Genomic DNA, 20,879 nt, shown 5'->3' on the forward strand with positions numbered 1-20,879 from the left:
CCGGGCGATCTCCGGGCGGAACAGGAAAGAGAGCCGATGAGCGTCGTCGAACTCGGGCGGTTCATGGACGACCTCGCGGACGCGTCCGGGAAGGCAATCGTGCCGTTCTACCGCGCCCAGTTCAGCCTCGACGACAAGGCCGGCGGCGGGGCGCCCTTCGATCCGGTCACCGAGGCCGACCGGGCGGCCGAGGTCGTCCTGCGGGCGATGATCGGCCAGACCTTTCCGGGGCACGGGATCCTGGGCGAGGAATTCGGCTCCGAGCGCACCGACGCCGAGTGCGTCTGGGTCCTCGACCCGATCGACGGCACCCGCGCCTTCATCGCCGGCCTGCCGACCTGGGGTACCCTGATCGGGCTGACCCACAACGGCGTGCCGGTGCGCGGGATGATGCACCAGCCCTACCTCGCTGAGCGGTTCACGGGGGACGGGCACAGCGCGAAGCTCCGCACGCCGTCGGGCGAGCGGACCCTGCGCACGCGCCGCTGCGCAGACCTCGGGCAGGCGATCCTGGCGACCACGGACCCCCGGCTGTTCGCGGCCGGCGAGGAAGCCGAGCGCTTCCGGTTGCTGGAGGGCCAGGTGCGGATGTCCCGCTACGGCGCGGATTGCTACGCCTACTGCATGCTGGCGGCTGGCCAGATCGACCTCGTGGTCGAGGCCGGGCTGAAGCCCTACGACATCGTCGCGCTGATCCCGATCGTCGAGGGGGCAGGGGGGCGGGTCACGGCCTGGGACGGGGGCTCGGCGGCGGGCGGCGGGCGGGTCGTGGCGGCCGGCGATCCGCGGCTGCACGCGGCGGCGCTCAAGGTGCTGAACCCGTGAGGCGGGAGACGCATGCGATCGTCTCGGTCGGCGACACGCGATCCGATCGAGACGACGCGCGCCTTTCCTCCCCCCGCAGAGGGGGGAGGAAACGCGCTGCGGCTCCGATCCATGACCGGAACCCTTTCGCGTGCTGCTGAACGCGCTGATCCTGTTCACGGCCCTGTTGCCCCGCGCGGAGGCGGACGCCGATGCATGGCTGCGGGCCAGACCGCCCGCGATGACGAGCGTATCGCCCGCGGCGCCGGCACCGCCACGCTTCGACCCGGCCACCCGGTCCGTCTCCAACTGGCACGCGCAGACCGGCCAGCACCTGCTGCCGCAGGCACTGGCCGTGACGGCCTCGCTGGCCGAGGATCCGTCCTACGTGGCCCGCTGCGTGCGGCTCAACAACGGCTGGTGCATCAAGTCGGCCCGATGGCCGGGGGAGATCGGCGCCGACGGGGAGGGCCACACCGCCTTCGCCACCCTGGATGACGGCGCCGACGCCGCGGCGAGCCTGCTGCGGCGCTACTACCGCGACTACGGCCGCCGGACGGCGCTCGCCATCGTGCGCCGCTGGGCGCCGGCCGAGTGCCGCGTCGGCTCCGCGCCCGCGCGGCCGGGCCGCGCGTGGGCGACGCCCGCCGTCTCGGCGGCGCTGGCGCCGCGGGGCCTCGGGCGGACCCTGCGCGCCCGCTTCCTCGCCGCGCACCGGCCCGGCGGCGCGCCGCGGGGCCGGGCCTCCGCCCTGCGGGTGCAGCCCTGGTCGCCGCTCGCCCGCATGGCCGGCCGGCGCCCGGTCGTGCGCTCGCACGTGGCGACGCTCCAGCCGGTCCCCGATATCGCCGCGGGCCTGTCCCCGGCGGCCAAGTCCCCGGCGGCCAAGTCCCCGGCGGCAGAATCCCTGGCGGCCGGACGCCCGGCCCGGGGCGCCGCGGATCCGGCGGCACTCCTCGACCGCAAGGCGCCGAGCCGCGTCCCGAGTCCCGACCGGATGGTCGTAGAATCCGCGCTCCTGCCGGCCATCGCCACCGGCCTGCCGGTCCTCGACCTGCGCCTGCCCGCCCCGCTCTGCACCGGCGACGAGGTGCGGATCCAGGCCTATGCCAACCGGATCAGCGCCAGCGTCGGCCTGAAGCCCGGCGACGATCTCGACCTGTTCGGGCCGGACGGCACGCCGCGTCCCAATCTCGCGCCGGTGATGCTGGCGATGTCGGCGGTGGAACTCGGCACGCTCCGGGCCGGCCCGGACCTCGTCGCCGGGGCGATCACCCGTCTCAGGCCGCCCACGCCGGCGGCCAACAGCGCGTCGCCCTAAGAGCAAGCCTTGCGGTTCGACCCGAGTCGCGCCACCTCTGCCGCGCCACCCGTGCCCCACCCATCCCCCTCACGACGAGCCCGCCCGTGCCCCTGACCGACCTTGCCGCGCGCGCCGGCTCGGCCGTCAAAGCCTTCGCCGAAGCCTCCCACGACCTCCTGATCCAGCCGACCCTCCGGCTCGGGGTCACCGGGCTCGCGCGCTCGGGCAAGACCGTGTTCACCACGGCGCTGATCCACCATCTCGTGGAGACCCACGCGCTGCCGGCCTTCGCGCCCGCGCAGGAGGGCCGCCTGCGCCGCGCCAAGCTGGTGCCGCAGCCCGACGACGACGTGCCGCGCTTCCCCTTCGAGGAGCATTTCGCGACGTTGACCGAGGCGCGGCGCTGGCCGCGCTCCACAGACCGGATCAGCCAGTTCCGCCTGGAGATCGCCTACGAGCGCGCCGCCGGCTGGCGCACCGGCCCCGCAACCCTGATGCTGGACGTGGTCGATTACCCGGGCGAATGGCTCCTCGACCTCGCGCTGATCGAGACCAGCTACACGGCCTGGTCCCGGGCCACGATCGGCGGCACCCGTCGCCCGGGCCGCGCCGCGGTCGCGGCGCCGTGGCTGGAGGCACTCAAGGGCTTCGATCCCAACGGCCCCCTCGACGAGATCGCGGCCGAGCGGGCGAGCGAGGCGTTCAAGGCCTATCTCGCCGGGCTGCGCGCCGGCCCGGAATCGGTCGCCACGACGCCCCCGGGCCGGTTCCTGATGCCCGGCGATCTCGCGGGCTCTCCCGCGCTCACCTTCGCGCCGCTCGACCGCCTGACCGAGACGATCGCACCCGACAGCCTCGCCGGGCTGATGGAGCGCCGGTTCGAGGCCTACAAGAGCAAGGTGGTCACGCCGTTCTTCCGCGACCATTTCCAGCGGGTCGACCGGCAGATCGTGCTGGTGGACGTGCTCTCGGCGGTGGATGCCGGGCCGACCGCCCTGGCGGAGCTGGAGGAGGCGCTGGACGCGGTGCTGCTGAGCCTCAACATCGGCCGCAACACGGTCCTGTCCCGGCTGTTCGCCCCGCGGGCCGACCGGGTCCTGTTCGCCGCCACCAAGGCCGACCACCTCCACCAGACGAGCCACGACCGGCTCGACGCGCTGCTGCGGCTGCTCGTGTCTCGGGCGATGCGGCGGACCGAGGCCGCGGGCGCCCGGGTCGGCACCGTGGCGCTGGCCTCCGTGCGCGCCACCCGGGAGACCACCGTCCACGACGGCGCGGAGACGCTGCGAGCGGTGGCCGGCACCCCGGAGGCCGGCGAGGTGGTCGGCGACGCGGTGTTCGACGGGAACAGCGAGGCCGCGATCTTCCCGGGCGAATTGCCGGCCCGCGCCGAGGCGGTGCTGGAGGGCGCGGTCGAGCCGGGCTCGCTGCGCTTCCCGCGCTTCCGCCCCCCCTGGTGCGGCCCGACGGGCTCGGCCGCCCCGGACACCTGCCGCAGATCCGGCTGGACCGGGCGATGCAGTTCCTGATCGGCGACAGGCTGGCCTGACGATGTTGGCGCGTCCATGGAGCACCCAGCCATGACTTCCGGCCAGAAACCCCGCGCCTTCCGGATCACGCCCGAGCCCGCCGCGGAGCCGAGCGTGACCACGACACCGCTCAGCCCCCGGCCGCCGCAGGCGCGGATCGTGGAGGAGCCCTTCGAGATCGTCGACGCCGCCGACGGCGTCGCCGTGCCGGTGGCGCCGCGGCGGCGCTCGCCCTGGGGGGCGCTGTTCCTGTCGGCGGTCGGCGCCCTGGTCTCGCTGGGCATCGGCCTCTCGGTCGAGCGGATGATCGCCGACCTGTTCCAGGCCGCGCCCTGGCTCGGCTGGGTGGCGCTGGCCCTGCTCGGCCTCGCCGCCCTCGCGCTGACGGCGATCGTGGTGCGGGAACTCGCTGGCCTCCGGCGTGAGCGGAAGATCGAGCGCCTGCGCCAATCGGCGATCGACGCCCTCGCGACCCGCGACCACACCGGCGCGCAGGCGGTGGTGCAGGCGCTCTCGACCTTCTACGCCGACCGCGACGCCCTGTCGGCGGGCCGCGCCCGGATCGACGCCGCCGCCGACGCGATCCTCGACGTGGACGACCGGATCGGGCTGGCCGAGCACGAGCTGCTGGCCGGGCTCGACCGGCAGGCGCGCAACGCCATCGCGACGGCGGCCAAGCAGGTCTCGGCCGTGACGGCGCTCAGCCCGCGGGCGATCGTCGATGTGGCCTTCGTGGTGTTCGCGGCCGTGCGGCTGCTGCGCCGGATCGCCGCGATCTACGGCGGCCGGCCGGGCTTCCTGGGCTTCCTGCGGCTGGCGCGGGCGGCGCTCGCGCATCTCACCGTCACCGGCGGGATGGCGGTGGGCGAGAGCGTGATGCAGCAGGTGCTGGGCCTGGGGATCGCAGCCCGGGTCTCGGCGAAGCTGGGGGAGGGCGTGCTCAACGGGCTGATGACCGCCCGGTTCGGGCTGGCGGCGCTCAACGTCTGCCGGCCGCTGCCCTTCGTGCGGGAGGCCCCGCCGCGGCTCGCCGACGTCGCCGGCGAGCTGCTGCGCTCGGCCGAGGCCGAGCCGAAATAGGGAGGCGGGCTACTTGGCGCCCGCGGCGCGGCGGTTGGCGATGCGGGAGAACATGTTGCCGGTGTAGTCGGCGGTCTTGGGCTTCTCGGGCTCGCCGAGCTTGGCCTCGAAGGCCTCGATCCGCTTGAGCAGCGTCACGTCGTTGAACAGCGAGCTGTTGAAGTTGCTCTGGGCCCGGGGGCCGAGGGCGGTCTGCACCGCTTCGAGTCGTTCCAGAAGCTCTTTGCGCGTCACGGTGCTCTCCAGAGGCGGCTTCGGGACGAAGGACCGCCCGTGCCGCCACTGAAGAGGCCGGTGGTAAACAGCGCGTTAATGCGGCAACCGCCTCAGGGATCGGAGCCGGGCCATTGGCGGGCTCCGTGCAGTACGGCCAGGACTTCGATCGCATCACCGACGATTCGGTAGGCCGCGATATCGGGTGTTCCCGGGATGACCGACTCGCGGGTGCCGGGGATCCGTCCGGGCCGGCCACGATGAGGATGAAGGCGCAGGCCTTCGACTCCATCGGCGATTCTGGCGATCACCCGGTTGGCGGCCTGCGGGTCCCGTAAACCGATGAAGGCGCGTGCGTGATGGAGATACCGCAGCGCGCGGCGCGTATAGCGCAGCCTCACCGTGGTCTGAAGGCTTCCGCTACCTCGTCAGCGCTGGCAAAATCCCCAGCTTCAGCGTCCTTCAAGCCGGCCTCGATCTCGGCGCGATGCCGGGCATCCAGATCGAGGAAGGCATCCACGGCGTTATTGAGCAGGTCGGCCGGGTGCAGGCTCCGCGATTCGGCCAGTTCGACCAGCGCCGCGCGACGCCGTGGATCGAGCAGCGAGAGGGCGGACAGATCGCGATCCAGACGCGCCATGACGACAGTCTCTGCCAAGCCGAGGAACTCTGCACCTCGCGTTCACCCAGCCTACAGCCCCTTCAGGAACCCTGCCAGCCGCATCAGCCCCTCCGGCCAGGGCCCGTGCCCGCTCGCCGCGTTGATGTGGCCGGATTCGCCCGCATCGACCGTCAGGGCGCCCCAGGCATGGGCGAAGTCGTCGGCCCGCTCGTAGCGGCAATGCGGATCGGTGCGGCTGGCGACCAGCAGCGACGGGAAGGGCAGGGGATCGCGCGGCATCGGCGCGAAGGCGCGCACCGCCTCGGGCAGGTCCGGTGCCTCCTCGACATCCGGCAGGGCGACCAGCATGGCGCCGCGCACGGTGCCGGCGGGGAAGCGCGGCACCGCCTCGACGCAGGCCACCACGCCGAGGCTGTGGGCGATCAGGATGACCGGGCGGGTCGCCGCCGCGACCGCATCGGCGATCCGTCCGCACCACGCCTCGGGCGTCGGCGCGTGCCACTGGTCCTGCTCCACGATGCGCGCCGTCGCGAGGCGGCTCGCCCAGCGCGCCTGCCAATGGTCCTCCTCGGAGCCCCCGAGCCCCGGGACGATCAGGATGTCGCAATCGGCGGTCTTCATGCCGGGATGCCTAGCCCCGTCCGGCCGCAGCGTCGAGATCGGCCGGTCACTCGGCGGCGATCGGGCCGGCCCGCTCCAGCGCCAGGATGTGGCGGGCGATCTGCGTGGAGGCGAAGTTCTTCGCCTTCGCCTCGATCTCGAAATCCGCCCAGGCGAGGTGGCGAGCGACGAGGTCGTTCACGGCCCGGTTCCACATCATGTCGGAATGGGCCGCGAGGTCCCGGACCGAATGGCCGGCGGCGCGCAGGGCCGGGAAGTCGGGCAGGGCGTCCGGATCGCAATCGGCCGAGACCGCCTCGCGCGAGACGCTGATATGGGCCACCGGGCGCACCCCGCGCCAGGATTCCTGCACCTGAGCGATCCGGGGATCGCCCGGCTCGAGGTACTCGCCGCCGCTCTGGACCCAGTGGTGATGGAGATCGAGCACCACCGGCACCACGTCGGCGAGACGCAGGACGGCCTCGACACCGAAGACGTTCTCGTCGTTCTCCACCGTGACGAGGTCGCGCGCCACCCGGCTCGCCCGGGGCAGGGTGGCGCGGAATCCCTCGACGCCGGGGTCGCCGGCGCCGACATGGATGTTGATATGCGCGCCGTGCGGATGCCAGCCGCCGCCGTAGCCCATCCGGTCAAAAATCTCGGCGTGGTAGTCGAGTTCCGAGAGCCCGTTCTCGATCGCCGCCGGGTTCCGGCTCGCCAGCAGGCAGAACGGTCCCGGGTGGAAGCTCAGGCGCACGCCGAGCCGGCGCGCCAGGGCGCCCGCCTCCGCGAGGCCGCGCTCCACCAGTGCCGCCATCTCAGGCTCGGCGTAGATCGCCTGCGCGATCGGGTGCGTGTAGCCGGGCAGGACGTTGCTCGCCATGCGCAGCAGGCGCTCGATCGGCGGTCGGGCGCCGACCCAGGCGATCTGCCGGGCCAGCGCGTCGAGGTTGTGGGCCACGAGGCCGGCGAGCTTCGCCCGCCGCGCGGCGGGCTCCTGCTTGCCGAGATAGGCCATCGTCACGCTGGTCAGGTTCATGTGCAGCGTCGCGTCCCGCTCCGCCTTGAGCGTGGCGTGCGTGCCGGGGGGCTCGACCAGGACGAACTTGCAGCAGAATCCGAGGCGGGGCTGTTCGCGCATACGAGGCACAACGCGCGGAGGCGCCGGGCGTCCCCGCGGAACCGGCGGAACGGCCGCGGCACGACGACGTTGGGAGTTCCGAGCGCGGCAGTTCCGCGCACTGGCCCCGACCCATGCCTCCGTCACCGTCGCGTTCGACCGGACAGTCCGAGACCGGCTCGGTCCTGTGGATCCTGATGCTCGGGTCGGCGCTGGTGGCGCTCGCCGCGGCGCCGGCGCGGCGCAACCCGCCTGAGACCAGGGCCGCAGACGAGCCGATCAATCCCGAGGGCGCCCACGACGGCACCCACGAGGGCACCCGCGACAATCGGGAGCGGCCGAAGGGCGTGGCGCCCGGGGCGCGCTCGATCTCGGGCCGCGCCGCGCAGCTCACCGCGGCGACGCAGCCGGAGCGCGGCCGCGCCGCCGACAGCCCCGCCGAGATGACGCAATCCGGCTGGAAGGACATCGCGGTCCGGGTCTATCTGGAGTTCAACAAGGACCGGGTGCTGGCGGTCGCCGCAGGCGTGACCTTCTACACCCTGCTGTCGCTGTTCCCGGCGATCGCCGCGCTGGTGAGTTGCTACGGCCTGTTCGCCGACGTCACCGTCATCAACGACCACCTCGCGCAGCTGCACGCCGTGTTGCCCTCGGGGGCGGTCGAACTGATCGGCGATCAGGTGAAGCGCATCGCGTCCCGGGGCACGGGCTCGCTCAGCGTGACCTTCTTCACCAGCCTGCTGCTGTCGATCTGGAGCGCCAACGCCGCCATGAAGGCGATGTTCGACGCGCTGAACGTCGTCTACGAGGAGGATGAGAAGCGCAACTTCTTCTGGCTGAACCTCCGCTCCCTGACCTTCACGGTGGGCGCCCTTCTGTTCATCATCATCGCGCTCAACGCCATCGTGGTGGTGCCGGTGGTCCTGAACTTCCTGGGCCTCGGCTCGACCGCGTGGCTGCTCGCCGCCCTGCGCTGGCCGGCGATCCTCATCGTGCTGCTGGGGGGCCTCTCGGTGCTCTACCGGTTCGGCCCGAGCCGCGAGCATGCCCGCTGGCGCTGGGTCGGGGTCGGCAGCGTGGTCGCGGGCCTGCTCTGGCTCGCCGCGTCGCTGCTGTTCTCCTGGTACGTCGCCAATTTCGGCACCTACAACGAGACCTACGGCTCGCTCGGCGCGGTGATCGGCTTCATGACCTGGATCTGGATCTCCTCGACGATTGTCCTGCTCGGCGGCGAGATCAACGCCGAGCTGGAGCACCAGACCGGTCGCGACACCACGACGGGCGCGCCGCTTCCGATGGGTGCCCGCCGCGCGCGGATGGCCGACACGGTGGGGGCCGCGGCCTGACGCCAGCGGATCTCGTCACCGCCATCAGGACTGCCGAAGACGGCCCGGAATCCCTATATAGCGGTGCGAAAGGGAGACCGTCATGGCCGATACGCCGACAACCAGCCCCGAGGCCCGCAGTGATGCCGAGTGGCGCGCGACCCTGACGCCGGAGCAGTACCGGGTGCTGCGCGAGCACGGCACTGAGCGGGCCGGCACCAGCTGTCTCCTCGCCGAGAAGCGCCCCGGCACCTTCACCTGCGCGGGCTGCGGGCAGCCGCTGTTCGAGCAGGGCACCAAGTTCGAGTCCGGCACGGGCTGGCCGAGCTTCTTCGAGCCGATGGATGGCGCCGTCGAGACGACGGTGGACCGCAGCCACTGGATGGTGCGCACCGAGGTGCACTGCGCCCGCTGCAAGGGTCACCTCGGCCACGTCTTCGACGACGGCCCTGCCCCGACCGGCCTGCGGTACTGCATGAACGGGGCCGCCATGACCTTCGAGCCGGCCGCGTGAGCCGGCCGCATGCGACGGCGCCGCGCGCCGGCGATGTGAGGCGGCCCTCGGCTTAATCTGGGTTGCAAAACCGGTGTCCGAAGCTGGGATAGCGGGGACAGATTCCACCGGCGGCGGATGATCGGGCGAGTCCGGTCTTGATTTCGTCGCTTTTTTGCTTAGCGCTGTATGCTCTCATGTTGTCGCCGTCCGGTTATGGCTGGCAGATGCGGTCAGGTTCGCGTGAATACGGCTTCGCGGCTCAGCTTATACGCTGTATTCATCGCCTCAACTTGACCCGCTCCGTCCCGGCCGGAACACCTGAGGGCTGTCCGCCGGATCGGCGCGCCGCCGACCAAGCGGGAGGGTTTTTAGTCTATGAGCACCGTTCGCCGATTTCTGGTCGCCCCGTCCCTGGTTCGTCTGATCCGCAAGGAGCGCGGGGGCGCCCGCATCACCGAGGGACACTTCGCGCCTCAGGGCGGCCGCGCCTCCTACGTGCGCGTCGACGGCCAGAACTGCCAGCTGGTGCTCGTGAACAAGGGGGCGGACGGCGCCCCGGTCGAGGAGCGCACGGACGTCCCGCGCGCCCACGGCGACGCGCTGCTGGATGTCTGCCCCGGCAAGGCCGCCTACGACCGCACCACGCTGAATGCCGGCGGCCGCGAGATCGCCCTCGACCGGTACGTCACGCCGGGCAGCCTGGACCTGATCACCATCACCTTCGACAATGACGGCGAGGCGGCGGGCTTCCACGCGCCGAGCTGGTTCGGCCGCGAGGTCAGCGGCGAGCCGGCCTACGAGCGGCAGGCGCTCGCCATCCAGGGCGTTCCGGCCGCCGAGGAAGTGGCCCTGAGCAACGCCGCCCTGGATGCGGTGCTCGATCTCATCGAGCCGCGCTTCGGCTTCGGCCGCTACGGCAGCTCCGCGCGGACGCAGGATTCCGATGACGGCGCCCTGCGCCGCGCCGTGACGCCGCCCCCGCCCCCGCCGCAGCTCCGCCCCCGGCCGCCGTCCCGGTGCCGCCGCCCGCGCCGGAGCCCGTCGAGACGCCGGTCGCCGCGCAGGCCGAGCCCGCACCCGAGCCCCATCACGAGCCGGAGCCAGCCCCCGCGCCCGAGCCCGTCCACCACGTTGAGCCGGTCCATCACGCGGAGCCCGTCCATCACGCGGAGCCGGAGGCTCCGACCGCCCAGGCCTCCAACGCCGAGACCCTGCACGGCGACGCCCGCATCGACGACGTGATCGAGAGCCTGTCCCAGGCGCTGGGCGCGGCGATCCATCAGCAGCCGGATCCCGGCGCTGAGAACAAGGACGCGAAGGGCGAGGAGGCCGGCTCTGTGTTCGAGCGCTGGACCGTGCGTCCGCGCCGGACCCAGCAGCAGAGCTGAGCCGGCGCGACTTCGCGCCGGACCGATCTTCCGAGGGCCGCAGGGCGAGACGCCCTGCGGCCCTTCTGCTGTCCGGATCGAGGCGTGCCGGACCGCCGGCCGACGTTGTCCGGGCCGGCACGAGGCGCGTCGGGGCGGCGGCGAAGCCCTCGACCGGACGTGGCATCCGGTCGCCGCGAACGGCTCTCGCACGACCGCAGGTCGCCCGGCCTCACCCGGCGCGAGCCGGATCTGACGCATCGCGCCGGTCCCCCGTAATCGTCGGACGACAGACGCCTTTTCGGCGAGGATCGATCGGTTTTTGTCACGGCAGGTTCGGCGCAGATCACCGGGCAGCCGTTGAGGCGCGGGGCGATAGTCGCTAGCGTGCCGGCACATCGGGAGGGTGCGCGGCAGTCGCACGGGACAGATATGGCACAGGCAACCCACGCGCCGAGTCCGGCCGCAGCAGCGCCCCGCGAGCCCTGGTACAAGGTTCTCTACATCCAGGTCCTGATCGCCATCGCACTCGGCGTTCTGCTCGGCTGGTACGACCCGGCCACCGGCAAGTCGATGAAGTGGCTCGGCGACGCCTTCATCGGCCTGATCAAGATGATGATCGCGCCGATCATCTTCTGCACCATCGTGCACGGCATCGCGTCGATCGGCGACCTCAAGAAGGTCGGCCGCGTCGGCCTGAAGGCGCTCATCTACTTCGAGGTGGTGTCCACGGTGGCGCTGCTGATCGGCGTCCTCGTCGGCGAGGTGATCCGGCCCGGCGCCGGCTTCAACGCCGACCCGTCGAAGCTCGACGCCAGCAAGGTCGCGAGCTACGCCAGCAAGGCGGCGGCCGACTCCACCGTCGCCCACATCCTGGCGATCATCCCCAAGAGCTTCCTCGATCCCTTCGCCACCGGCGACCTGCTGCAGGTGCTGCTGATCTCGATCCTCACCGGCGTCGTGGTGACGAGCCTGGGCGAGCGGGCGGCCGGCGTGAACCACGCGATCGACACCGCCGGCCAGATCTTCTTCCGGATCATCGGCATCGTGGTGAAGCTCGCCCCCGTCGGCGCCTTCGGCGCCATGGCGTTCACCATCGGCGAGTACGGCATCCAGAAGGTCTACGACCTCGCGTGGCTGGTCGGCACCTTCTACGTTACCGCCATCCTGTTCGTGCTGGTGGTGCTCGGGACGATCGCCCGGGTGGCGGGCTTCTCGATCCTGCGCTTCCTCGCCTACATCAAGGACGAACTGCTGATCGTGGTCGGCACGTCATCCTCGGAGACGGTGCTGCCGCAGCTCATGACCAAGATGCGCCGGCTCGGCGCCTCGGACTCGGTGGTCGGCCTCGTGGTCCCGACGGGCTACTCGTTCAACCTCGACGGCACCAACATCTACATGACGCTGGCCACCCTGTTCCTGGCGCAGGCCGTGGGCGCGGACCTGTCGATCAGCCAGTACGCGACCATCATCCTGGTGGCGATGCTGACCTCGAAGGGCGCCTCGGGCGTGACCGGCGCGGGCTTCATCACCCTGGCGGCGACGCTTTCGGCGATCCCCAACAGCCCGGTCCCGGTGGCCGCCATGACGCTGGTGCTCGGCATCGACAAGTTCATGTCCGAGTGCCGCGCGCTCACCAACCTCGTCGGCAACGGCGTCGCCTGCGTGGTGGTCAGCCGCTGGGAGGGCGAGCTCGACGTGGCCAAGCTCAACGAGGTGATGGCCCATCCGGTCTCGATCGGCACCCACATCACCGACGAGACGCCGCAGCCGATGGGAACGGACGGCAAGGTCGCCGCCGCCGAGTGATGGGCTCACCCCGGGGCCGGGCGCGGCTCGGCATCGATCTCGGCGGCACCAAGATCGCCGGGATCGTGCTGGACCGTGACGGCACGACCCTGGCCGAGGCCCGGGTCGCCGCCCCGCGCGGCGATTACCACGCCACCATCGAGGCGGTGGCCGCACTGGCCCTCCAGCTCGAGGCCGAGGCCGGCACCCCCTGCACCGTGGGCATCGGCATGCCGGGCAGCCCGTCCCCGGCGACCGGCCTCGTGCGCAACGCCAATTCCCACTGGCTCAACGGCCTGCCGTTCGGGGCCGACCTCGCCCGGCGGCTCGGCCGGCCGCTGCGGATCGAGAACGATGCCAACTGCTTGGCGGTCTCGGAGGCGGTCGACGGGGCTGGCACCGGCGCGCGCGTGGTCTGGGCGGTGATCCTGGGCACCGGCGTCGGGTCCGGCATCGCTCTGGACGGGCGGGCACTCACGGGCCGCAACGGCATCGCCGGCGAGTGGGGTCACGGTCCCCTGCCGGAGCCCCGCGACGACGAGCGCCCGGGTCCCGCCTGCTATTGCGGCCGCCGGGGCTGCGTCGAGACGTGGCTGTCGGGCCCAGGCCTCGCGGCGGATCACGCCCGGCGGCACGGCGGCACCCACACCGCCGAAGCCGTCGTGGCCGCCGCCCGAACGGGGAACCCGGAGGCGCAGGCGACGCTCGCGGCCCATCTCGACCGGCTGGGACGCGCGGCCGCACAGGTGGTCAATCTCCTCGATCCGGACGTGATCGTGATCGGCGGCGGCCTGTCGCGAATCCCCGAGCTGATCGCCGGCCTGCCGGCGGCGATCGCCCCCCATGTCTTCTCCGACGCCTTCGACACGCCGGTGCGGGCGAGCCTGCACGGGGATGCGTCGGGCGTACGCGGCGCGGCGTGGCTCTGGGAGGCGGAGACGGCCTGAACCTCCGCCTCACGGAGACGTCTCTTGCCGGCCGGCGGGGGGCAGGGCAGGACGACGGCGTCCCAGCCCCGATGCCCCGATGATCGTCCGCACCCGGCCCAACCTGCTGACCCTGCTGTTCACCCTGCACGGCTCGATCCTGCCGCGGGTGGCGCCGAAGCTCGCCGGGATCGTGGCGGTGTCCTGCGCGGTGGTGTGGGCGGAGGCGCGCTGGCCCGAAGCGTTCCCGGTCTCGGCCGGGGTCACGCCCTTCACGGTGGTCGGCCTCGCCCTGTCGATCTTCCTGAGCTTCCGCAACAACGCCTGCTACGAGCGCTGGTGGGAGGCCCGGAAGGCGTGGGGCAGCCTGATCGGCGAGGTGCGCAACCTCGCCCGCGCGTTGCCGGCGCTGCTGTCGCAGACGGAGGCCGCCCCGCAGCTTCACCGGCTCTCGGCCTTCGCGCACGGCCTCCATGCACGCCTGCGCGGCCTCGACGAGGCCGCGATCGTCGATGGGAAAATGTCCGGAGCGGACCGGTCCGGTCCGAGCCCGACGGACGCGGTCCTGGCCGCGATGACCCGCGATCTCGCCGCTCTGGTGCGGGCCGGCCGCCTCACGGACATCCAGTTCGGGATCCTGGAGGCGCGGATCGAGGCCCTGTCGGGGGTGCACACCGCCTGCGAGCGTATCGCCAGCACGCCGTTGCCCTTCGCCTACACGCTGCTGGTCTACCGCACGGCCTGGCTCTACTGCCTGCTCCTGCCGGTGGGGCTGACGGGCTCCCTGGGCTGGGGGACGCCGATCGTGGTGGCGCTCGTCGGCTACACGTTCTTCGGCCTCGACGCCCTCGGCGACGAGCTGGAGGAACCCTTCGGCACGGAGCCGAACGACCTGCCCCTCGACGCCATGGTCCGCACCATCGACCGGATCGTCCACCACGCCCTCGGCGAGCCGATGCCGGAGCCGCTGGCGCCGGACGGGTACTGGCTGCGGTAGGGGCTCCGGGCCTGGGCTCTGACGCACGCGCAGAGCCGGCATCCCCGCCCGCAAAACCGGCTCAGCCGTTCCAGGCGCGCAGCACGGGCTCGCTGCGGTCGTGCTCGTAGCCGAGGACCGAGACGCTCGCGGTCCCGAGGACGAGCCGCGCGCCGTCCTCCGGCGGCAGGCCGATCCAGCGCGCGGCGAGCACCCGCAGGAAATGCGCGCTGGAGAACACGAGGAGGTCCGCGGCGCGGTCTCGCGCCCGCGCGATGACCCGGTCCGCCCGGATCCCGACATCGGCCGCCGTCTCGCCGCTCGGGCAGCCATCGCGAAACAGCCGCCAGCCGGGACGCTCGGCCAGGATGTCCCGGGTGGTCCGACCCTCGTAGGCACCGTAATCCCACTCGGCGAGATCCGGGTCGATCGTGCGGACGTCGCCGAACCCCGCCAGCGCGCAGGTGGCGGCCGCCCGGCTCGACGAGCTGGACCACACCGCCGCGTCGCGCCGGGCTGCCAGCCGCGGGGCGAGGGCACGCGCCGCCGCCTCGCCGGCCGGCGTCAGGGGGATGTCGCTGCGGCCGGTGTGCCGGCCCGACAGGCTCCAGGCGGTCTCGCCGTGGCGGACGAGGGTGATCTGCGGGAAGGGGCTCTCGGACATGCGCGCCTCCTGGGACCCGGCATCAACGCGGCCGGCGGGCTCCGGCTTCCCCGCCTCGCGGGGTTGGCTCAAGATCACCCTTGCGCCCGGATCGAAACGCACATAAACATATCTTTATGTCTATCGAACGCAGGCAAGAGACGGGCTCGATCCCGTTCCCGGAGGCGCTCGGCGTCCTGCGCGCGGCCGCCGAGGAGACGCGCCTGCGCATCCTGGCGCTGCTGGTGGAGGGCGAGCTGTCGGTCTCCGACCTGACCGATATTCTCGGCCAGTCGCAGCCGCGGATCTCGCGCCATCTCAAGCTGCTTGTCGAGGCCGGGCTCGTGGAGCGCCACCGCGAGGGGGCCTGGGCGTTCTTCCGCCTGTCCGAGAGCCGCGCCGGCTTGGCCGACCCGCTGCTGTCAGGGCTCGACCGGACCGCGCCGCCGCTGTCGGAGGACCGTGCCCGGCTCGACGCGGTCCGGGCACAGCGGGCCGAGACGGCGCAGACCTTCTTCGCCCGCCTCGCGCCCAAATGGGACGAGTTGCGCTCCCTGCACGTCTGCGAGACAATCGTCGAGGCGGCGGTGCTCGACGCGCTGGGCGACCGCCCCATCGGCAGCCTGATCGATCTCGGCACCGGTACGGGGCGGATGCTGGGCCTGCTGGCGCCGCGCGCCGGCCGCGCCACCGGCCTTGATTCGAGCCACGCCATGCTGTCCGTTGCCCGGGCGAACCTGGAACGGCAGGGCCTGGCTCGGGTCGACCTCCGGCAGGGGGACATCCACGCGCCGCCTTTCGCCCGGGCGAGCTTCGATCTCGTGGTGGTCCATCAGGTGCTGCACTACCTCGACGACCCGGCCCGGGCGCTCCGCGGTGCCGCGCGCCTCGTGGCGCCGGGCGGCCGCCTCCTGGTGGTGGATTTCGCGCCCCACGAGTTGGAGTTCCTCCGCACCGGTCAGGCCCACCGCCGGCTCGGCTTCTCGGCCGATCAGGTCTCCGGCTGGCTCGCAGAGGCCGGACTCGCCACGGTCGCGACCCGCGAGCTGACACCCCGCGAGTCGGGCCAGCTCACCGTAACGCTCTGGCTGGCCCAGGACGGGGTGGCCGAGACCGACACAGAACAGCCTCAGCGCGCCGTCGCCTGAGGCGAAGATCCATCGTCTGAACCGATCGACCTAGAGGACGAGACCCCGATGCGCCGTTCCACCCACCGCGCCAGTCGCGACGGCTACCACCCGATCCGCGTCTCGATCGAGTTCTTCCCGCCGAAGACCGACGAGATGGAGAAGATCCTCTGGAACTCCATCGAGCGCCTCGCGCCGCTGCAGCCGAGCTTCGTGTCGGTGACCTACGGGGCCGGCGGCTCGACCCGCGAGCGCACGCACAACACGGTGGCCCGGATGGTCCGCGAGACCGGCTTGAAGCCGGCCGCCCATCTCACCTGCGTGGACGCCTCGCGCGACGAGATCGACGCGGTGGTGCAATCCTACTGGGACGCGGGCGTGCGCCACATCGTGGCGCTCCGCGGTGACCCGGCCGAGGGCGTCGGCCACGCCTACCGGCCGCATCCGGAGGGCTACGCCTCGACCGCCGAGCTGGTGCAGGGGATCAAGCGGATCGGCGACTTCAAGGTCTCGGTCTCGGCCTATCCCGAGAAGCACCCCGAGGCCTCCTCACTGGAGGCCGACATCGACGCCCTGAAGGCCAAGGTCGATGCCGGCGCCGATCAGGCGATCACCCAGTTCTTTTTCGAGAACGAGATCTACCTGCGCTACCTGGAGAAGGTCCGGGCCGCCGGGATCACGATCCCGATCATCCCGGGCATCCTGCCGGTGCAGAACTTCAAGCAGGCGGCGAACTTCGCCCGCCGCACCGGCGCCTCTGTGCCCTACTGGCTGGCTGCCCGGTTCGAGGGGCTGGAGGACGACGTCGAGACCCGCCGCCTCGTCGCCGGCGCGGTGGCGGCCGAGCAGGTCCTCGACCTCGTGGACGAGGGCGTCAACGACTTCCACTTCTACTCGATGAACCGCTCGGATCTCGTCTACGCGATCTGCCACCTGCTCGGCCTGCGCGCGCAGGCGCCGAAGCTGGCGGCCGCGAAGGCGGCTTGAATGAAGACTGTCTCGTAAGCACGCCGCTCCGTCATCGCGAGCGCAGCGAAGCGACCCAGGGCAGCGCGACATCGGTTAGCGTGGCGCAGCTGGATTGCTTCGCTCGGCTCGCAAAGACGGATTGTGTCTGAGCCAAAGGCCCGGGCACGCAAGAGACCGAACATCCCACCCTCCACCTCAGGATGAGGTGATCTGACAGGACGCATGATGACTGCTTTTGCCCCCGTCGACGGCACCGAGATCGCCCAGGCCCTGCGCCAGCGCGCGGCGGAAAAGATCCTCGTCCTCGACGGGGCGATGGGCACGGTGATCCAGCGGCTGAAATACTCGGAAGAGGATTTCCGCGGCGACCGGTTCAAGGACCACGGCCACGATCAGAAGGGCAACAACGACCTGCTGATCCTGACCCAGCCCGACGCGATCCGGCAGATCCACCTCGACTACTTCCTGGCCGGCGCCGACGTCTGCGAGACCAACACCTTCTCGGGTACGACCATCGCCCAGGCCGATTACGGCATGGAATCGATCATCCACGAGTTGAACGCCGAGGGTGCCCGGCTCGCCCGCGAGGCGGCCAAGCTCGCCGCGGCGAAGGACGGCCGCCGCCGCTTCGTGGCCGGCGCCATTGGCCCGACGAACCGCACCCTGTCGATCTCGCCGGACGTGAACAACCCGGGCTTCCGGGCGGTGACCTTCGACCAAGTGAAGCAGGCCTATGTCGAGCAGGTCCGCGGCCTGATCGACGGCGGCGCCGAGCTGATCCTGATCGAGACCATCTTCGACACGCTGAACGCCAAGGCCGCGGTGGCGGCGGCGTGGCAGGTCTTCGACGAGACCGGCATTCGCCTGCCGATCCAGATCTCCGGCACGATCACGGACCTCTCGGGCCGCACCCTGTCGGGCCAGACCCCGGCGGCCTTCTGGCACTCCCTGCGCCATTCCGAGCCGCTGACCTTCGGCCTCAACTGCGCACTGGGCGCCCGCGAGATGCGCGGCCACATCGCCGAGCTGTCGCGGATCTGCGACACGCTGGTCTGCGCCTACCCGAATGCCGGTCTGCCCAACGAGTTCGGCCTCTACGACGAGAGCCCGGAGGCAATGGGCAAGCTGGTCGGTGAGTTCGCCGAATCCGGCCTCGTCAACATGGTCGGCGGCTGCTGCGGCACCACCCCGGACCACATCCGGGCCATCGCGGAGGCGGTCGCCGGCAAGGCGCCGCGGCCGATCCCCGAGCTGCCGCGCCTGATGCGGCTGTCGGGCCTCGAACCCTTCGTGCTCACGCAGGAAATCCCCTTCGTGAACGTCGGCGAGCGCACGAACGTCACCGGCTCGGCCAAGTTCCGCAAGCTCATCACCAACGGCGACTACGCGGCGGCGCTGGACGTCGCCCGCGATCAGGTCGCGGCCGGCGCCCAGGTGATCGACGTGAACATGGACGAGGGCCTGCTCGACTCGCAGAAGGCGATGGTCGAGTTCCTGAACCTCGTCGCCGCCGAGCCCGACATCGCCCGGGTGCCCGTGATGGTCGATTCCTCGAAGTTCGAGGTGATCGAGGCCGGGCTGAAGTGCATCCAGGGCAAGCCGATCGTGAACTCGATCTCCATGAAGGAGGGCGAGGAGAAGTTCATCGAGGCCGCCAAGGTCTGCCGCTCCTACGGCGCCGCCGTGGTGGTGATGGCCTTCGACGAGCAGGGGCAGGCGGACAGCTACGAGCGCAAGGTCGAGATCTGCACCAAGGCCTACCGGATCCTGACCGAGCAGGTCGGCTTCCCGCCCGAGGACATCATCTTCGATCCGAATATCTTTGCCGTTGCCACGGGTATCGAGGAACACAACCCGTACGGCGTGGCCTTCATCGAGGCGACCCGGACGATCCGCGAGACCCTGCCGCACGCCCACATCTCGGGCGGCGTCTCGAACCTGTCCTTCGCGTTCCGCGGCAACGAGCCGGTGCGCGAGGCGATGCACGCCGTGTTCCTGTTCCACTGCATCAAGGCCGGCATGGACATGGGCATCGTCAATGCCGGCCAGCTCGCCGTCTACGACGAGATCCCGGCCGAGCTGCGCGAGTTGTGCGAGGACGTCGTCCTCAACCGCCGCGACGATTCCACCGAGCGCTTGCTGGAAGCCGCCGAGCGGTTCAAGTCCGGCGCCTCGGCGCAGGCCAAGGCCGCCGACCTGTCCTGGCGCGAGGCGCCGGTGGAGAAGCGCATCGAGCACGCGCTGGTCAACGGCATCACCGAGTACATCGTGGCCGACACCGAGGAGGCGCGGGCTGCCGCCGAGCGTCCGCTCCACGTCATCGAGGGCCCGTTGATGGCCGGCATGAACGTGGTCGGCGACCTGTTCGGCTCCGGCAAGATGTTCCTGCCGCAGGTGGTGAAGTCCGCCCGCGTGATGAAGCAGGCGGTCGCCTATCTCGAGCCGTTCATGGAGGAGGAGAAGCGCGCCAACGGCGGCGACGGCAAACGCCAGGCCGCCGGCAAGGTGCTGATGGCGACGGTGAAGGGCGACGTCCACGATATCGGCAAGAACATCGTCGGCGTCGTGCTGGCCTGCAACAACTACGAGATCATCGATCTCGGCGTGATGGTACCGGCCGCGAAGATCCTGGAGACCGCCAAGCGCGAGCAGGTCGACATCGTCGGCCTGTCGGGCCTGATCACGCCGTCGCTGGACGAGATGGTCCATGTCGCGGGCGAGATGGAGCGCGAGGGCTTCGACGTGCCGCTGCTGATCGGCGGTGCCACCACCAGCCGCGTCCACACGGCGGTGAAGATCCACCCGGCCTACGCCAAGGGTCAGGCGGTCTACGTCACCGACGCAAGCCGCGCGGTCGGCGTGGTGTCGAGCCTGATCTCGAAGGAGACCCGCGGGCCCACGATCGAGAAGGTCCGGGCCGAGTACGCCAAGGTGGCGGACGCCCACAGGCGCTCGGAGGCCGACAAGCAGCGCCTGCCGCTCGCCAAGGCGCGGACCAACGCCTTCAAGATCGACTGGTCGGGCTACAAGCCGGCGAAGCCCACCTTCACCGGCACGCGGGTCTACGGCTCCTACGAGGTCGCCGACCTCGTGCCCTACATCGACTGGACGCCGTTCCTGCAGACCTACGAGTTCAAGGGCCGCTTCCCGGCGCTCCTGGACGACCCCGAGCAGGGCCCGGCCGCCCGCGCCCTCTACGAGGACGCGCAGGCGATGCTGAAGCAGATCGTGGAGGAGCGCTGGTTCAACCCGAAGGCGGTGATCGGCTTCTGGCCGGCCAACAGCGTCGGCGACGATATCGCGCTCTACACCGGCGAGAGCCGGTCGGAGCGGCTCGCCACCTTCCACGGCCTGCGCCAGCAGCTCTCGAAGCGCGACGGCCGGTCGAACACCTGCCTGTCGGACTTCGTGGCGCCGTCCGAGACCGGGATCGCCGACTATGTCGGCGGCTTCGTGGTCACGGCCGGCCTGGAGGAGGTGCGGATCGCCGAGCGCTTCGAGCGGGCCAACGACGATTACCGGGCGATCCTCGTGAAGGCGCTCGCCGACCGCATCGCCGAAGCCTTCGCCGAGCGGATGCACGAGCGGGTGCGCAAGGAGTTCTGGGGCTACGCTTCCGACGAGGCCTACGGGCCCGAGGAACTCGTTCTGGAGAACTACGACGGCATCCGCCCAGCCCCGGGCTACCCGGCCCAGCCCGACCACACCGAGAAGACCACGCTGTTCGACCTGCTCAAGGCGGAGAGCCGGATCGGCGTGAAGCTCACCGAGTCCTACGCGATGTGGCCGGGCTCGTCGGTCTCGGGGATCTACATCGCCCACCCGGAGGCGCATTATTTCGGCGTCGCCAAGGTGGAGCGGGATCAGGTCGAGGATTACGCCGCCCGCAAGGGGATGGATGTCCGCGAGGTCGAGCGCTGGCTCGGGCCGATCCTGAACTACGACCCGGCGCGGTACCTGCCGCAGGCGGCGGAGTAGGTTCGGGCACCGT

General features: G+C 71.4%; 17 protein-coding genes and 2 pseudogenes. 13 read left to right on the forward strand and 6 right to left on the reverse strand.

The features are described 5' to 3' along the window. Positions 1-36: 36 nt before the first annotated feature. The 4 genes and pseudogenes from hisN (at position 37) to MMSR116_RS23195 (ending at position 4,716) form a co-directional block, all read left to right on the forward strand. Positions 37-825, forward strand: coding sequence for a histidinol-phosphatase (gene hisN / locus MMSR116_RS23180; RefSeq protein ID WP_010686112.1), 789 nt, complete (start codon positions 37-39; stop codon positions 823-825). A 130-nt stretch (positions 826-955) separates the two neighbouring features. Then, complete coding sequence (locus tag MMSR116_RS23185) at positions 956-2,125, forward strand: hypothetical protein (RefSeq protein ID WP_158169104.1); 1,170 nt, start codon at positions 956-958, stop codon at positions 2,123-2,125. 86 nt (positions 2,126-2,211) lie between these two features. Continuing rightward, positions 2,212-3,656 (forward strand): annotated as a pseudogene (locus tag MMSR116_RS23190) (YcjX family protein). Between the two features lie 31 nt (positions 3,657-3,687). Next, on the forward strand, positions 3,688-4,716 hold the full coding sequence (locus MMSR116_RS23195; RefSeq protein ID WP_010686109.1) for a YcjF family protein: 1,029 nt from the start codon (positions 3,688-3,690) through the stop codon (positions 4,714-4,716). A 9-nt stretch (positions 4,717-4,725) separates the two neighbouring features. Here MMSR116_RS23195 and MMSR116_RS23200 read toward each other — a convergent pair whose 3' ends face one another. From MMSR116_RS23200 to MMSR116_RS23220, 5 genes are all read right to left on the reverse strand, one after another. Continuing rightward, positions 4,726-4,950: a hypothetical protein gene (locus tag MMSR116_RS23200; protein ID WP_010686108.1), complete on the reverse strand. Its 225-nt coding sequence runs from the start codon at positions 4,948-4,950 to the stop codon at positions 4,726-4,728. Positions 4,951-5,042: 92 nt separating this feature from the next. After that, on the reverse strand, positions 5,043-5,330 hold the full coding sequence (locus MMSR116_RS23205; protein ID WP_010686107.1) for a type II toxin-antitoxin system RelE/ParE family toxin: 288 nt from the start codon (positions 5,328-5,330) through the stop codon (positions 5,043-5,045). Then, entirely contained in the window at positions 5,327-5,569 is a 243-nt protein-coding gene (locus tag MMSR116_RS23210) for a CopG family ribbon-helix-helix protein (RefSeq protein WP_010686106.1), read from the reverse strand. The genes MMSR116_RS23205 and MMSR116_RS23210 overlap by 4 nt, the downstream gene beginning before the upstream one ends. A gap of 51 nt (positions 5,570-5,620) precedes the next feature. Next, positions 5,621-6,172 (reverse strand): RBBP9/YdeN family alpha/beta hydrolase, encoded by a 552-nt coding sequence (locus MMSR116_RS23215; protein ID WP_010686105.1) that lies wholly within the window; start codon positions 6,170-6,172, stop codon positions 5,621-5,623. 46 nt (positions 6,173-6,218) lie between these two features. Continuing rightward, positions 6,219-7,292: a UV damage repair endonuclease gene (locus tag MMSR116_RS23220; RefSeq protein WP_010686104.1), complete on the reverse strand. Its 1,074-nt coding sequence runs from the start codon at positions 7,290-7,292 to the stop codon at positions 6,219-6,221. A gap of 113 nt (positions 7,293-7,405) precedes the next feature. Here MMSR116_RS23220 and MMSR116_RS23225 point away from each other — a divergent pair, with 113 nt between their 5' ends. The 6 genes and pseudogenes from MMSR116_RS23225 (at position 7,406) to MMSR116_RS23250 (ending at position 14,170) form a co-directional block, all read left to right on the forward strand. Beyond that, positions 7,406-8,617, forward strand: a complete 1,212-nt coding sequence (locus MMSR116_RS23225) for a YihY/virulence factor BrkB family protein (RefSeq protein ID WP_010686103.1) — start codon at positions 7,406-7,408, stop codon at positions 8,615-8,617. Positions 8,618-8,699: 82 nt separating this feature from the next. Further along, positions 8,700-9,110 (forward strand): peptide-methionine (R)-S-oxide reductase MsrB, encoded by a 411-nt coding sequence (gene msrB, locus MMSR116_RS23230; RefSeq protein ID WP_010686102.1) that lies wholly within the window; start codon positions 8,700-8,702, stop codon positions 9,108-9,110. Between the two features lie 357 nt (positions 9,111-9,467). Beyond that, positions 9,468-10,480 (forward strand): annotated as a pseudogene (locus MMSR116_RS23235) (hypothetical protein). A gap of 411 nt (positions 10,481-10,891) precedes the next feature. Next, positions 10,892-12,268 (forward strand): dicarboxylate/amino acid:cation symporter, encoded by a 1,377-nt coding sequence (locus MMSR116_RS23240; protein ID WP_010686100.1) that lies wholly within the window; start codon positions 10,892-10,894, stop codon positions 12,266-12,268. Next, a complete protein-coding gene (locus tag MMSR116_RS23245; protein ID WP_039894295.1) occupies positions 12,268-13,194 on the forward strand; it encodes an ROK family protein in 927 nt (308 codons plus the stop codon). The genes MMSR116_RS23240 and MMSR116_RS23245 overlap by 1 nt, the downstream gene beginning before the upstream one ends. Before the next feature lie 79 nt (positions 13,195-13,273). Continuing rightward, positions 13,274-14,170 (forward strand): bestrophin family protein, encoded by an 897-nt coding sequence (locus MMSR116_RS23250; protein WP_010686098.1) that lies wholly within the window; start codon positions 13,274-13,276, stop codon positions 14,168-14,170. Positions 14,171-14,231: 61 nt separating this feature from the next. On the opposite strand, the gene MMSR116_RS23255 is transcribed toward MMSR116_RS23250, so the two are convergent. Beyond that, entirely contained in the window at positions 14,232-14,813 is a 582-nt protein-coding gene (locus tag MMSR116_RS23255) for a histidine phosphatase family protein (RefSeq protein WP_010686097.1), read from the reverse strand. Between the two features lie 116 nt (positions 14,814-14,929). Between MMSR116_RS23255 and MMSR116_RS23260 the strand changes: the two genes are divergently transcribed. The 3 genes from MMSR116_RS23260 (at position 14,930) to metH (ending at position 20,866) form a co-directional block, all read left to right on the forward strand. Beyond that, positions 14,930-15,940 carry an ArsR/SmtB family transcription factor gene (locus tag MMSR116_RS23260; protein ID WP_010686096.1) on the forward strand — a complete coding sequence of 337 codons (1,011 nt, stop codon included), beginning with the start codon at positions 14,930-14,932 and terminating at the stop codon, positions 15,938-15,940. Between the two features lie 48 nt (positions 15,941-15,988). After that, positions 15,989-16,906 (forward strand): methylenetetrahydrofolate reductase [NAD(P)H], encoded by a 918-nt coding sequence (gene metF / locus MMSR116_RS23265; protein WP_010686095.1) that lies wholly within the window; start codon positions 15,989-15,991, stop codon positions 16,904-16,906. 207 nt (positions 16,907-17,113) lie between these two features. After that, the gene (gene metH, locus MMSR116_RS23270) at positions 17,114-20,866 is read left to right on the forward strand and encodes a methionine synthase (RefSeq protein ID WP_010686094.1); all 3,753 of its coding nucleotides are present in this window, start codon (positions 17,114-17,116) and stop codon (positions 20,864-20,866) included. The last annotated feature ends 13 nt before the right edge of the window (positions 20,867-20,879 follow it).

It is taken from the genome of Methylobacterium mesophilicum SR1.6/6 (genome assembly GCF_000364445.2).
In the GTDB taxonomy this organism is placed as follows: domain Bacteria; phylum Pseudomonadota; class Alphaproteobacteria; order Rhizobiales; family Beijerinckiaceae; genus Methylobacterium; species Methylobacterium mesophilicum_A.